The sequence below is a fragment of the Oxalobacter formigenes genome (assembly GCF_002127965.1).
Classification (GTDB): domain Bacteria; phylum Pseudomonadota; class Gammaproteobacteria; order Burkholderiales; family Burkholderiaceae_D; genus Oxalobacter; species Oxalobacter formigenes.
In genome coordinates this window covers 2,220,819-2,234,569 of the sequence record NZ_CP018787.1, presented here as the reverse complement: position 1 = coordinate 2,234,569, position 13,751 = coordinate 2,220,819, and the positions used below count along the sequence as shown (strand labels likewise).

10 protein-coding genes are annotated in these 13,751 nt (G+C 50.7%); 9 read left to right on the top strand and 1 reads right to left on the bottom strand.

Going from position 1 to position 13,751, the window contains the following annotated elements; all coding sequences use genetic code 11:
- Positions 1-9 precede the first annotated feature (9 nt).
- The 7 genes from der to BRW83_RS10540 all read left to right on the top strand — a co-directional run bounded on the left by der (position 10) and on the right by BRW83_RS10540 (position 7,598).
- Entirely contained in the window at positions 10-1,350 is a 1,341-nt protein-coding gene (gene der, locus BRW83_RS10570; RefSeq protein WP_005879497.1) for a ribosome biogenesis GTPase Der, read from the top strand.
- Between the two features lie 146 nt (positions 1,351-1,496).
- A complete protein-coding gene (gene hfq / locus BRW83_RS10565; protein ID WP_005879498.1) occupies positions 1,497-1,736 on the top strand; it encodes an RNA chaperone Hfq in 240 nt (79 codons plus the stop codon).
- A 24-nt stretch (positions 1,737-1,760) separates the two neighbouring features.
- A complete protein-coding gene (gene hflX, locus BRW83_RS10560; RefSeq protein WP_005879499.1) occupies positions 1,761-2,900 on the top strand; it encodes a GTPase HflX in 1,140 nt (379 codons plus the stop codon).
- A 27-nt stretch (positions 2,901-2,927) separates the two neighbouring features.
- Positions 2,928-4,187, top strand: a complete 1,260-nt coding sequence (hflK, locus tag BRW83_RS10555) for an FtsH protease activity modulator HflK (RefSeq protein ID WP_005879500.1) — start codon at positions 2,928-2,930, stop codon at positions 4,185-4,187.
- On the top strand, positions 4,187-5,059 hold the full coding sequence (hflC, locus tag BRW83_RS10550) for a protease modulator HflC (RefSeq protein WP_005879501.1): 873 nt from the start codon (positions 4,187-4,189) through the stop codon (positions 5,057-5,059). The genes hflK and hflC overlap by 1 nt, the downstream gene beginning before the upstream one ends.
- A 64-nt stretch (positions 5,060-5,123) precedes the next feature.
- Complete coding sequence (locus BRW83_RS10545) at positions 5,124-6,290, top strand: ATP phosphoribosyltransferase regulatory subunit (RefSeq protein WP_005879502.1); 1,167 nt, start codon at positions 5,124-5,126, stop codon at positions 6,288-6,290.
- Positions 6,291-6,296: 6 nt separating this feature from the next.
- Positions 6,297-7,598, top strand: a complete 1,302-nt coding sequence (locus BRW83_RS10540; protein WP_005879503.1) for an adenylosuccinate synthase — start codon at positions 6,297-6,299, stop codon at positions 7,596-7,598.
- Positions 7,599-7,671: 73 nt separating this feature from the next.
- On the opposite strand, the gene BRW83_RS10535 is transcribed toward BRW83_RS10540, so the two are convergent.
- The gene (locus BRW83_RS10535) at positions 7,672-8,865 is read right to left on the bottom strand and encodes a serine hydrolase (RefSeq protein WP_005879504.1); all 1,194 of its coding nucleotides are present in this window, start codon (positions 8,863-8,865) and stop codon (positions 7,672-7,674) included.
- Positions 8,866-9,103: 238 nt separating this feature from the next.
- On the opposite strand from BRW83_RS10535, the gene smc reads away from it, so the two are divergent.
- Both smc and BRW83_RS10525 read left to right on the top strand, forming a co-directional pair.
- Positions 9,104-12,634: a chromosome segregation protein SMC gene (gene smc, locus BRW83_RS10530; protein ID WP_036602492.1), complete on the top strand. Its 3,531-nt coding sequence runs from the start codon at positions 9,104-9,106 to the stop codon at positions 12,632-12,634.
- Positions 12,631-13,749 carry a cell division protein ZipA C-terminal FtsZ-binding domain-containing protein gene (locus tag BRW83_RS10525; RefSeq protein WP_005879506.1) on the top strand — a complete coding sequence of 373 codons (1,119 nt, stop codon included), beginning with the start codon at positions 12,631-12,633 and terminating at the stop codon, positions 13,747-13,749. The genes smc and BRW83_RS10525 overlap by 4 nt, the downstream gene beginning before the upstream one ends.
- Positions 13,750-13,751: the final 2 nt, after the last annotated feature.

Sequence of the window (13,751 nt, the reverse complement as noted above, 5' to 3'; positions counted from 1 at the left end):
GATTAAAAAATGAAGCCTGTTATTGCCCTGGTCGGACGACCGAATGTCGGGAAGTCGACTTTATTCAATCGCCTGACGCGCTCGAGAGCCGCGCTGGTCGCCGATTATCCCGGCCTGACCCGCGACCGCCACTATGGTGAAGGCAGAATGGGGGATCGCCCTTTTCTGGTCATCGATACCGGTGGGTTCGAGCCTGTCGTCAAGGAAGGCGTCATGCAGGAGATGGCGAAGCAGACGAAGCAGGCCGTCGCCGAAGCGGATGTCGTTATTTTCATCGTCGATGGACGTCAGGGAATCACACCGCATGACAAGGCCATTACGGACTATCTGCGCAAATCCGGCCGCCCGGTCATTCTGGCGGTGAACAAGGCAGAGGGCATGAAATATACCGCTGTCGTTGCGGATTTTTATGAACTTGGACTGGGAAGCGATCCTCTCGTTATTTCGTCTGCTCATGGCGACGGGGTGCACACCCTGCTGGACGAAGCCCTGAAAATGGTTCCGCTTTCGCCTGCTGAAACCGAAGATGAAATTGAATCCGGTCAAAAGCACATCAAGCTGGCGATTGTCGGTCGCCCGAACGTCGGAAAATCGACCATGATCAACGCCCTTCTTGGTGAAGAAAGGGTGATCGCTTTCGACTTGCCGGGAACGACGCGTGACGCAATTGAAATTCCTTTCGAGCGGGATGGCAAACAATATACGCTGGTCGATACGGCCGGTTTGAGAAAACGCGGGAAGGTGTTTCAGGCGATCGAAAAATTCTCGGTCGTCAAAACCCTTCAGGCCATTTCGGAAGCGAATGTCGTCCTGTTGCTGATGGATGCCCAGCAGGATATTTCCGAGCAGGACGCGCATATTGCCGGTTTTGTGCTGGAAAGCGGCAGGGCGCTTGTCGTCGGCATCAACAAGTGGGATGGTCTCGATCAGGACAAGCGCAAGGAGATCAAATCGGAAGTGGAACGAAAACTCCATTTTCTGTCGTTTGCCAAGTTCCATTACGTTTCGGCCCTGAAATCCACTGGCATCAGTGCATTGATGCGTTCCATCGATTCCGCCTATGCCGCTGCGATGGCAAAACTGTCCACACCTCGCCTGACACGTGTTCTGGAAGAAGCGGTTGAACACCAGCAGCCTCCACGCAAGCAGGGTGGAACCCGTCCGAAATTGCGTTATGCCCATCAGGGCGGTCAGAATCCGCCGATTATCGTCATTCACGGCAATAGTCTCGACGCGATCAGCGACGATTACAAACGCTATCTGGAAAAACATTTCCGTGACGCTTTTTCATTGACGGGCACGCCTCTTAGGATAGAATTCCGTTCCGGCAAAAATCCGTTTGCGAAATAATATGGCCGGAAACTGAAGCAGGTCATATCAATCCCGGGCAAATAGGGTATAGTTAATCTGTTTTTGTTATTGCCCATTGCGACATAACAAACCGTTTTTTCGTCTCCACTATTCACAATTACAACTATTATTCAATGGAGTCAAACATGAGTGCCAACAAAGGACAAATGCTGCAGGACCCGTTTTTAAACATTCTGCGCAAGGAACACATCCCGGTTTCCATCTATCTGATCAACGGCATCAAATTGCAGGGTCAGGTGGAATCTTTCGATCAATATGTCGTGCTGTTGCGTAACAGCGTGACGCAAATGGTTTACAAACACGCCATTTCCACCGTTGTACCTTCACGTGCCATCAACATGAATTTCGACGAGGACAATGCCTGATGATTGCCGGAATGGGTCGTTGATATGCCAAAAGCCATTCTTGTCGGAGTCGATTTCGGAAAAGGTGATTTTTCAGGAAGTCTCGAAGAACTGATGCTGCTTGCCAAATCGGCAGGAGCTGAACCCGTTTTGAATGTGACAGGCAAAAGAGCCAGTCCGGACGCCGCCTATTATGTGGGTAGCGGAAAGGTCGATGAAATCGTAGCCGCTGTCCATTTGTACAAGGCAGACGTCGTTATTTTCAATCACGCCCTCTCGCCGGCACAGCAGCGCAATCTTGAAAAGCGTCTTGAAGTCAATGTCGTCGACCGGACAAGCCTGATTCTCGATATCTTCGCGCAGCGAGCCAAAAGCCATGAGGGCAAGGTTCAGGTCGAGCTGGCCCAGTTGCAGCATCTCATGACAAGACTGGTCAGGGGCTGGACCCATCTGGAGCGGCAAAAAGGGGGTATCGGCCTTCGCGGGCCGGGTGAAACCCAGCTGGAAACAGACCGTCGCCTGATCGGTACGCGGGTGCGCATGTTGCGATCGAAACTGGAAAAATTGCAACGGCAGCGGGAAACGCAACGCCGTTCCCGAAACCGCAATCATGTCTTTTCCGTATCGCTGGTCGGTTATACCAACGCAGGCAAATCAACCCTGTTCAACGCCATGACAAAAGCGGGAACCTATGTTGCCGATCAATTGTTTGCGACACTGGATACGACTTCGCGCAGAATCTATATTGAAGAAACCGGTAACGTCGTTATATCCGACACGGTCGGGTTCGTGCGTGAACTGCCGCATCAGCTGGTAGCCGCGTTCAGGGCTACCCTGGAAGAAACCATCCATGCCGATTTGCTCCTGCATGTTGTCGATGCCGCCAATCCGATGAGAAAGGAACAGATCGAACAGGTCAATCTGGTTCTGAAGGAAATCGGGGCTGAAAACGTGCCGCAATTGCTGGTCTGGAACAAGATTGATCTTGCCGGTCTCGAACCCGGTCTGGAAAGGGATGAGTATGGTAGAATTTCCCGTGTATTTGTCAGTGCCGGTACAGGCGCAGGCCTGGATTTGTTGCGGGATGCAATTGCAGAGTATGCGAAGGAAGACAAGACTTCCCGAATGAGTGACATGGATGAAGGAAACGGATCCGATCATTATTCCGACCTTGCCAGCCATTGATTTGAACCATTTCACATTATTGAAGAAATGAAGCCTTTTCCTTTAAACGAGCCAGAAAAAATCGACCCGCTCCGGGACGATATGTTTGGTCACGGCCATGGTTTTGACCGGGAAAAACCGCCTGATCTCGACAAGATGTGGAAGGATTTCAACAACCGCATCAACCGCCTTTTCCGATGGAAGAAAAAAAAGGGCAATGATCCGCAAAAGCCGGATGATGAAGACGATGATCCATACAACGACAAGGTAAATGGAACAAAGGGGCTGAAAATGGCTCTTTGTATCCTCTTCGGGATTGCTGCTGCCTTCTGGCTGGCCACCGGTTTTTTTGTCGTTCAGGAAGGACAGACCGGTATCGTCATGACATTCGGGCGCTTCAGCCATTTTGCCGCTCCGGGTTTCAACTGGCGAAAACCATGGCCCATCCAGAGCCATGAAGTCGTCAATGTCTCGCAGGTCCGTACCGTTGAAGTCGGTTATCGTACCACCCTGAAAAACAAGCGGCTTGAAGAAGCCCTGATGTTGACCAACGATGAAAACATCGTCGATATCCAGTTTGCCGTCCAGTACAAGTTGAAAAACGCTTCGGACTGGGTCTTCAATAACCGTGATCAGGAAGACATGGTTCGTCAGGTGGCGGAAACGGCCATTCGTGAAGTGGTCGGTGGCAAGAAAATGGATTTTGTCCTCTACGAAGGGCGCGACCAGATTGCATCCGAGGCCCAGAAACTGATGCAGCAAATCTTCGATCAGTACCATGCCGGTGTTCTGGTGACGAGTGTAACCATGCAGGGCGTTCAGCCTCCGGAAGAGGTTCAGGCTGCCTTTGACGATGCCGTCAAGGCCGGGCAGGATCGTGAACGTCTCAAAAATGAAGGGCAGGCGTATGCCAACGAAGTCGTTCCACGTGCGAAGGGCGCCGCTGCGCGCCTGAAGGAAGAAGCCGAGGGTTACAGGCAGCGTGTGATTGCCAATGCAGAAGGCGACACGTCCCGTTTCAAACAGATCGTCAGGGAATACCAGAAAGCACCAGCCGTAACCAGAGACAGGATGTATCTTGAAACGATGCAGGAGATTTTCTCCAATACCACCAAGTTGATGGTCGATTCCAAAAAAGGCAACCAGCTTTTGTATTTGCCGCTGGACAAACTGATATCCCAGTCCGGTAACGCCAGCTCTTCTTTAGGCAACAGTGCTTCGGGAGCTTCAACAGAAACATCATCCGGTTCAGACAGCGATCACGACAGTTCGCGCGTTCGTGAAGACCGGTCGAGAGGAGGACGATAATGCGCTACGTTTTTGCCCTTCTTGTCATTATGCTGGCCGCCCTGACGGTCGGTACCGGCATGTTCGTTGTCGACCAGCGCCAGTCCGCCATTATTTTCGGCATGGGCGAAATGAAAGATGTGATTGAAGAACCCGGCCTGTATTTCAAGCTGCCGTCCCCTCTTCAGAACGTGCTCTTTCTGGACAAGCGTATCCAGTCGACGGAAACGCATGAATCCGACCGGATCATTACCGCTGAGAAAATGAATATTCTGGTCGATTCCTTCGTCAAATGGCGCATTGTCGATCCAAGACTCTTTTATATCAGTTTCGGCGGCGACGAACAGCGGGCACAGGACAGGATGGAACAGATCATCAAGGCGGCCTTGAACGATGAAATCACCAAGAAAACGGTTGCACAGGTCATTTCCGGCGACCGGTCCGAATTGATGGAAGCCATCAAAAAACGGATTTCAAGCGAAACCGAACATATCGGTGTACAGATTGTCGATGTCCGTTTGAAACGTGTTCGGTATGTCGACCAGATCAACAACTCGGTTTTCGAACGGATGAAATCGGAACGGACCCGGGTGGCCAACGAGCTGAGATCGACCGGTGAGGCGGAATCGGAAAAAATCCGTGCCGATGCCGAAAAGCAACGGACCGTGATACTGGCTGAAGCGTTCAGGGACGCGGAAAAAATCAAGGGTGAGGGCGATGCAAAGGCGTCACGAATCTATGCGCAGGCTTTCAGTAAGAATCCCGAGTTTTACCGTTTTTACCGGAGTCTTCAGGCGTATCGCGAAAGCTTCAAGGACAAGAAAGATGTTCTTGTCGTGGACCCTTCATCGGAATTTTTCCGTTACATGAAAAGCCCGAAAGGCGCAAAATAATACTTTTTGCCGCTTGACGGCGCGAGTCTGTATTATCATTTAACTTTTTTGCAGAATTTGAATCATGCCTAACTGGCTTTTACCGGAATTTATTGCTGACGTTCTTCCCGCTGAAGCGAGAAAAATGGAAGAAATCAGACGTAAGGTTCTCGATGCGTTTCGTTCATATGGTTATGAACTGGTTGTCCCGCCCATGCTGGAGTATCTGGAATCTCTCCTGACGGGTGTCGGACAGGATACTGAAATTTATACTTTCAAGCTGATTGATCAGTTATCGGGTCGCACGATGGGTATTCGCGCCGATATGACAACGCAGGTTGCCCGTATCGATGCCCATCTGTTGAATCGCAATGCCGTAACCCGTTTGTGTTATGCCGGGAGTATTCTCCATACCCGTCCATCCGGATTACAGGGTACACGCGAGCCTTTGCAGATCGGCGCTGAAATTTTCGGCTATCCGGGTATTGAAGCCGATGCTGAAATTCAGGATCTGGCTCTGACATCCCTTAAAGCGGCCAATATTACCGGCGTCTGTCTGGATCTCTCCCACGTCGGTGTCCTGAAATCCCTGATTGCGGCCGATCCGCTTGCCCAGATATTCGAGGCACAGCTGTTCGATCTTCTGGAAACCAAGGATATGCCGGGATTGACCGAGCTGACAAAAGGTTTTCATGAAGATACCCGCAACGCCCTGTTGGCATTGCCGGATATGTATGGTGACATCAATGTGCTGAAAGAAGCCAGAAAGGTCCTTCCTGAAAACGGGGGAATCGAAAAAGCATTGAATGAACTGGAATTTCTGGCTGGTCAGGCAGACTGCGGTCGGGTTACAATCGATCTGGCGGACATGCATGGATACCATTATCACAGTGGTGTCATGTTTGCCGCTTATGTTCCGGGACTGCCGAATGCGCTTGCGCGTGGTGGTCGTTACGATCATGTTGCCGAAGCCTTCGGGCGTTCCCGTCCGGCAACGGGTTTTTCCATGGATTTGCGTGAACTGGCAAGACTCTTGCCCGCGCCTGAAAAACGGCGCGCGATTCTCGCTCCCTGGAACAACGATGAAAAATGCCGTCAGGCAATCAGGGAATTGAGAAAATCGGGTGAGCTGGTCGTTTTCGAACTGCCGGGCGCCAAATCCGAACATGACGAATTCGTTTGCGATCGCGAGCTGGTTTGCGAAACCGAAAACGGAAACTGGAATGTGAAAACTGTAAGCAAAGATGAGTAAATAGATATGGCCAGAAACGTAATAGTAGTCGGTACTCAATGGGGTGATGAAGGAAAAGGCAAGGTCGTCGACTGGTTGACAGATCATGCGCAAGGTGTTGTCCGCTTTCAGGGAGGCCATAATGCCGGACATACACTGGTTATCGGTGGCCAGAAAACGGCATTGCAGCTGATCCCGTCCGGCATTATGCGTCCCGGCGTCGCCTGTTACATCGGTAACGGTTGCGTCCTTTCCCTTCCTGACCTGTTACGGGAAATCGACAAGCTGGAAGCCGTCGGAATCGAAGTTACCTCGCGCCTGAAAATTTCCGACGCATGCCCGGTGATTCTTCCTTACCACGTCGCTCTGGATCTGGCCCGTGAATTGAGACGCGGTGACGCCAAGATCGGCACGACCGGCAAGGGCATCGGCCCGGCTTACGAAGACAAGGTCGCCCGTCGCGCCATTCGTGTTGCCGACCTGTTGAATCCGGAAGTCTTTGCGGAAAAACTGAAACAGAATATGGATTACCATAATTTTGTTCTGGAAAATTACCTCAAGGTCGAACCGGTCAGCTACCAGAAAACATTAAACGACACGCTGGCTATCGTCCCGCGTATCAAACCGTTGATCGCCGATGTATCGACTGCATTGAATCGCGCTTATGAATCCGGTTCCAACCTTCTCTTTGAAGGCGCACAGGGCAGTCTGCTTGACGTCGATCACGGTACCTATCCTTACGTTACCTCCAGCAATTGCGTCGCAGGCAATGCGGCGGCAGGCGCCGGTATCGGGCCCGGCATGCTGAACTACATTCTGGGCATTACCAAGGTTTATACAACTCGTGTCGGTTCCGGCCCATTCCCGTCCGAGCTGTCGACGGAAGAAGGCGTCGGCAAACATCTTTCCGTTGTCGGTATGGAATTCGGTACGGTCACTGGCCGTCCTCGCCGTTGCGGCTGGTTCGATGCAGCCTTGCTGCGCCGTTCCGCACAATTGAACGGATTATCTGGTTTGTGTCTGACGAAGCTGGACGTTCTGGACGGTCTGGAGACCATCAGGATCTGTGTCGGGTACAAGATGGATGGCAAGGAAATTTCGATTTTCCCATCCAATGGCGAAGACGCTTCCCGTTGCGAACCGATCTACGAGGAAATGCCGGGCTGGAAAGAAAATACCATCGGCACCAAATCGATGGATGCCCTGCCAGCCAATGCGCAGGCTTATATCAAACGCATTGAGGAGCTGGTCGGCAAACCGGTCGATATGGTTTCAACCGGCCCGGACCGCGAAGAAACACTGGTATTGCGCCATCCGTTCAAGGGCTGATATTCAGCCTGAAACAGGAAACAAAAAAAGCCGGCTTCAAGCCGGCTTTTTTATTTTTTACATGGGATTTTCTTCAAACGTTAGGTTCGTTGCGTGCCAGCTGCTGATCGATGGAGGGCTGTTGTTGCCGGGTCAGCCAGTTGCGGATTCTCTGGGCGTCTGCGATACGGGAGCCCTTGCCTTTCGAGTCGAGGAATACCATGACAATCGGGCGCCCGTCGATAATCGCTTTCATGACCAGACATTGTCCCGCTTCGGAAATGTATCCGGTTTTCTGTAACTGGATTTGCCAGTTCGGGTTATGGACCAGCGCGTTGGTTGAACCGTATTGAAGCTGATGCAATCCGTCGTCGACCGAATAATGCGTATCGGTGGAATATTTCCGCAAAATGGGATACTGGGAAGCCGCCATGACCAGTTTGGCCAGATCACGGGCGCTGGCAACGTTTCCGCTGGACAGTCCACTGGAATCGACGTAATTGGAATCCGACATGCCCAGAACCTGTGCCTTGATATTCATTGCCGAGACGAAGCCCTTCAGCCCACCCGGATAATTACGCCCCAATGCGGCAGCCGCACGGTTCTCGGAACTCATCAAAGCCAGATGGAGCAGATTGCCGCGGCTCATGCGGGTACCGACCTTGAGACGTGAACCGGTATGCTTGAGCATATCGACGTCATCCTGCGTGATTTCAAGAATTTCATTCATGTCCTGCATCGATTCCACGACAACCAGAGCCGTCATCAGTTTGGTGACGGATGCCATAGGCAGGGCGATATTCGCGTTTTTCTCGAAAAGGATTTCCAGTTTCGATTCATCCACGATCAGCGCGGCGTTCGATCTCAGGGAGAGAGGATCAGGTGTGTTTTTCAGGCCAGCGAGATCGCCTGCCGAAAAACGGGTGATGATAGGAGGCGCAGGTCTCAGGGAAACACGTCTTATATAGGCTTTTCCATGAGAGCCCCGGCGATCGTGCATGACCAGTTTTTTCGAGACAATCTTGCCTGAACGGGCCGTCACGATTTTTTTGCTTTTGCTGTTTCTGGCCTCTTTGACGTTGGCCTTCTGTTTTGAGACCGCTTTCTGGCCTGTTTTCTGTTTCGCGACCGGAGCGGCGATTTTGCCTTTTTTCCTGGCGGGAGCGACTTTTGCAGTCGTGGTTTTCTTAGGAGTCTTGTTGACCTTCTTGGTCGCAGCAAACCCAAGTGGTGCAGTGCAGACACAGAGTATTACAAGTGATAGCAGTCCACTTTTGAATTTATGCATGGCGTACTCCTTTGAAAATGTACGCCCAGTATACAAAAAAAGTGTATTTTCCTGAATCAAAAAATTGAAAAAAACTGCGTAAAGGCAAATAGTTAAGATGGTTTGTTTAATTTGAATGCGAAGTTTGGCTTTTTAGGGAAAATATTGATGAAAAGGCTTACTATTTGTTTCGATTCATAACGGGGCCTTATCGTCCGAATGTTATGATGTCGTCTTTAACGGGGAAAGATTTTTATCTGTGGAATTAACGGCCATCAAATTGTCGGGTTTCAAGTCGTTTGTCGATCCCACAACGATCCGGGTCAATGGAAAACTGGTCGGCGTTGTCGGGCCAAATGGCTGTGGCAAATCGAATATCATCGACGCAGTCCGCTGGGTGCTGGGAGAGTCCCGGGCTTCGGAATTGCGCGGTGAGTCGATGCATGACGTTATTTTCAACGGTACGACGCAGCGCAAGCCAGCCGGTCGGGCTTCGGTTGAACTCATTTTCGACAATACGGATGGACGAATTGCAGGTCAGTGGGGGCAATACGGTGAGCTGGCGGTTAAGCGCGTCCTGACGCGGGAAGGCGGCTCGACTTATTTCATCAATAACGTTGCCGTGCGTCGCAGGGACATTCAGGATATTTTTCTGGGTACCGGACTGGGCCCGAGAGCCTACGCCATTATCGGGCAGGGTATGATAGCGCGCATCATCGAAGCGCGTCCGGAAGAACTTCGTACCTTTCTTGAAGAAGCGGCGGGCGTGTCCAAATACCGGGAACGTCGCCGGGAGACAGAAAACCGCCTTTTCGATACCCGTGAAAATCTGAACCGGGTATCCGATATCCTGCATGAACTGGACCAGAGTCTTGAAAAACTGAAAGTTCAGGCCGATCTTGCAGAGCGTTATCATCAGCTTAAAGAGACGCAGGAAAGACAGCAGAAATTATTGTGGTTTCTTCAGAAAAAAAACGCATTGAAGGAACAATCCGAACTGGCCTTTGAAATCGGAAAGGAACAGACCGTTCTGGAAATGCTTTCTGCCGATATGTTCAAACATGAAGCGGAACTCGAAAAACTGAGGCAGATTCACGATTTCGCCAACGAGAGTGTACACAAGGCACAAGGTGATTTGTACCAGACGAATTCCGAAATCGGCAGTCTCGAGGCCCAGATTCGTTATGTCATCGAGTCCAGAAAACGTTTGCAGGCACAGATCGTTTCTTATACCGAACAAAAAGATCAATGGACGAAACAAATCAGCTCTTTCGTCGATGAAGCGAATGAAGGAAAAGACAATCTCGTCGAACTGTCGCAGCAAAAGGAAATTGCCCACGAGCTTTTCCTGCAACAGCAGGAAGAAATGCCAGGCCTTGAAAATGAACTGGATATACTGAGGGAACAGGCACAGGAAATGCATGACCATATTGTGCAGATCCGGCAGCAGATTGCCGTGGCGTCAACCAATCATAAAAACCTGTCGACAAACCTTTTCGACTGCCAGTCGCGGCGGGAAAAACTGCTTTCCCAAAAAGAACAGATCGACGTACCCGATATGGAAGAACTGGCTTTCCTTAAGCAGGAAAAAGCCGAGGCTGAACAACAGCTTGAAGAGCTGCGATTTACTGAAGAGTCGCAACGTGACCTCGTGCCTGAATTTGAAGAAAGCTGTATTGAAATCGAAAAACGTCTTAAAGAATGCAATGCCGCCTGTATTCAGGAAGAAGCACGGCTTCTGGCCCTGAAGCAGATTCAGGAAAAAACGCAGGGAACCGGCAAAGCGCAAGGCTGGCTGGAGAAACATGGATTGTCCGATTTTCATCCTCTCTGGCAGGATATCCAAATTGAGACCGGATGGGAAACGGCACTGGAATCGGTACTGATGGAACGGATTTTTGCGCGGGGATTGTCGTCACTGGACTGGACAGAGTCTTTTCTGAAAGACAAACCGCCCGTTAAAACCTGTTTTTTTGCTTCGGATTCTGAAAACCGGATGCGTAAAGAAGAGGCTTCGCAACCGTACGAATCTTTCTCGTCAAGGATTCAATACCAGAATGACCGGATACGACCTGTTCTGGAAAACTGGTTATACGGTGTGTATGCCATCGATAGCATGAATGAAGCGCTTTCCCGTCGAAAAACGCTGCCGGATGGAGCCTGTTTCATTTTGCCTGACGGCCATATTATCGACCGGTACAGTGTCCGGTTTTTTGCCGCCGAATCCGAAAGTGAAGGGGTGTTTTCACGCCAGCAGGAGATAACGCGACTGGAAGAATCTCATCAAAAACACAAACTGGAACAATCCCGTCTGATTGAGGAGTTCCGGGGAGCTGAGTCGCGCCTGAAAGAACTGAATTCGAAAATACAGCACATTCATTCGGAAACGAATGTGCAGGTTCAGCGGCTTCACGATCTCCAGATGAAGATCTTAAAGCTTGAAGAACTGAACCGTCGTTTTAAGGACCAGAGTGAACAGATAGACACGGCATTGGCCGAACTGGATGAATTCAGGCAGGAAAAGGAACTCGAACTTGCCGGGGAAGAAAAGCGGCTTGAAGAACTGGATATGACGCTGGGCGAATGGCAGCAAAAAGAAGCGGATTTTCTGGAAACGGTTGCGGGCAAGGAAGATGAACTCAAGGTTTTGCGGGAAAAAGTGCATCAGGCTGAACGCTCGGCGCAACAGGCGGAATATGACGAGCGAGCGCTTGTCAAACGTCTGGACGAACTGGCAAGACAGATTGAAACGGCTGAAAAACAGGTTCAGATGGTGTCCGGCAGTCTCAATCAGGGACAGCTGGAATTGCAGGATCTGGATGACAAGGTCGCACAGGAAAATCTGCAGGTATTGCTTGACCGGCGTATGACGCAGGAAGAGGCGCTTGCCCAGTCGAGGCAACATCTGGATGATCTGGCAGGGCAACTGCGAACTTTGATGGAGCGAAGGCTTCAAACAGAACGAAGTTTGCAGCCTCAACGGGATAAAATAGTGGCTGTGCAATTGAAAGAGCAGGCCGCCCGGATCAACGTCGAGCAGTTCGATCAGAAATTGCTCGAGGCGGGTGCCGATATCGTCGCTTTGAATAACATGTTGCCGGACAATGCGCGGGTTTCGACGTTTCAGACCGAAATCGGACGTTTGAATGCGGAAATCGACGGACTGGGACCGGTCAATCTCGGGGCGGCAATCGAATTGAACGAGGCAAGCAACCGCAAAAAATATCTGGAAGAACAGTTTCAGGATTTGACGGATGCGATTGCAACGCTGGAAGATGCCATCAGGCGTATTGACCGGGAAACGAGGAGCCTGTTGAAAAACACGTTCGATGAGGTCAATCAGTCCTTAAATGAACTTTTCCCGGTATTGTTTGGGGGCGGCCATGCTCAACTGAGCATGACGGGAGAAGAAATTCTCGATGCCGGAATCCAGATTATGGCTCAGCCACCGGGCAAAAAAAATGCGACAATTCACCTGCTCTCGGGTGGAGAAAAAGCCCTGACCGCGATAGCATTGGTTTTTTCCTTGTTCAAGCTGAATCCGGCTCCGTTTTGCCTGCTTGACGAGGTGGATGCACCTCTGGATGATGCCAATACGGAACGTTTTAGCAATATGGTGACGAAGATGTCGTCACAAACGCAGTTTTTGTATATTTCTCATAATAGAATTGCAATGGAAATGGCAGAAGAACTGGTCGGTGTCACGATGCAGGAACAGGGCGTTTCCCGCATCGTGACAGTGGATATCAACGATGCTGCAAACTTTTCAGATGAGGTTTTAAGAGCATGACAGATTTACAGGCAAGTTTAATTGGAATCGGCGTGGCAATCGTTGTGGGTGTCATTGCCTACAATAAATGGCAGGAATATCGTGCCAAAAAACACGTCGAGAGGGCTTTTTCCGATCCTGTTGACGATGTCCTGATGAAAACGGGGACAGCAGAAACGGGTGCGCAGCGTCAGGAACCTGTTCTTGACGGGTTTGCCGCTACCAGAGACAAAATGGAACCCAGTCTGGGAGAAAGCGCTTCTCAGCAGGAAGAAGGTATTTCTGCTGAAAAGAGCGTTTCCGACGATGCCGGTTTTTCCGAAAAAGACGAGCTTCCTGTCGATGAACTGATCGATTGTGAAATTTTGATGTCACTGGAAGAACCTGCCCGTTCCGAAAAACTTCTGACCCAGCTCCAGACCTTGCGTTATACCGGCAACAAGCCGGTTCATTTTGTCGGACTGGTGGAAGATGAACAGGGACAGACAAGCTGGCAGGCTGTCGTTCCCGGAAAGACCTATACCCAGTTGAAGGCGGGTGTCCAGCTGGCAAACAGAACCAGTGCCTTGAATGAAATCGAATTTTCCGAATTGCTGATGCGTTTGCGACAGATCGCGGATGTGATCGGGGCAGAACCGGAAATCCCTGAAATGTCGGATGTGACAGAAAAGGCAAAACAATTGTTCCAGTTCGTTGCCGATCATGATGCCAAACTCGGCATCAGTATCCGAAGCAATGGCGCTCCCTGGCAAGTGGCTACCTTGAATGCTGCACTGGAAAAACAGGGATTCGAGTTGAGACCGGATGGCCTGTTTGTCATGAAAGACAGGCAAAACGGTCAGACCTTGTTTACGCTTTCCACCAATGAATTGCCTGCCTCTGAAATTGCGACACGCCTGACTTTGTTGCTGGACGTGCCTTGCGTAGCGCCGGAAAAAGACGGTTTCGGGCAGATGATCCAGTGTGCCAAAGCCCTTTGCGTCCGGCTGGACGGTTCCCTGATCGACGATGGCAACCAGTTGTTGAATGACTCTTTCCTTGAAGAGATTTCAGGACAGGTCAAGGATTTCTACAGTGAAATGCATGCCTGTACGATTCCTGCCGGTTCCACCCGTGCCATGAGACTTTTTAACTGATC

Excerpts from the sequence above, each read along its gene's own strand:
- hflK (WP_005879500.1), top strand. The coding sequence starts at position 2,928 with ATGAAGCCTTTTCCTTTAAACGAGCCAGAAAAAATCGACCCGCTCCGG.
- hfq (WP_005879498.1), top strand. The coding sequence starts at position 1,497 with ATGAGTGCCAACAAAGGACAAATGCTGCAGGACCCGTTTTTAAACATT.
- der (WP_005879497.1), top strand. The coding sequence starts at position 10 with ATGAAGCCTGTTATTGCCCTGGTCGGACGACCGAATGTCGGGAAGTCG.
- BRW83_RS10540 (WP_005879503.1), top strand. The coding sequence starts at position 6,297 with ATGGCCAGAAACGTAATAGTAGTCGGTACTCAATGGGGTGATGAAGGA.
- hflC (WP_005879501.1), top strand. The coding sequence starts at position 4,187 with ATGCGCTACGTTTTTGCCCTTCTTGTCATTATGCTGGCCGCCCTGACG.
- hflX (WP_005879499.1), top strand. The coding sequence starts at position 1,761 with ATGCCAAAAGCCATTCTTGTCGGAGTCGATTTCGGAAAAGGTGATTTT.
- BRW83_RS10545 (WP_005879502.1), top strand. The coding sequence starts at position 5,124 with ATGCCTAACTGGCTTTTACCGGAATTTATTGCTGACGTTCTTCCCGCT.
- BRW83_RS10525 (WP_005879506.1), top strand. The coding sequence starts at position 12,631 with ATGACAGATTTACAGGCAAGTTTAATTGGAATCGGCGTGGCAATCGTT.
- BRW83_RS10535 (WP_005879504.1), bottom strand. The coding sequence starts at position 8,865 with ATGCATAAATTCAAAAGTGGACTGCTATCACTTGTAATACTCTGTGTC.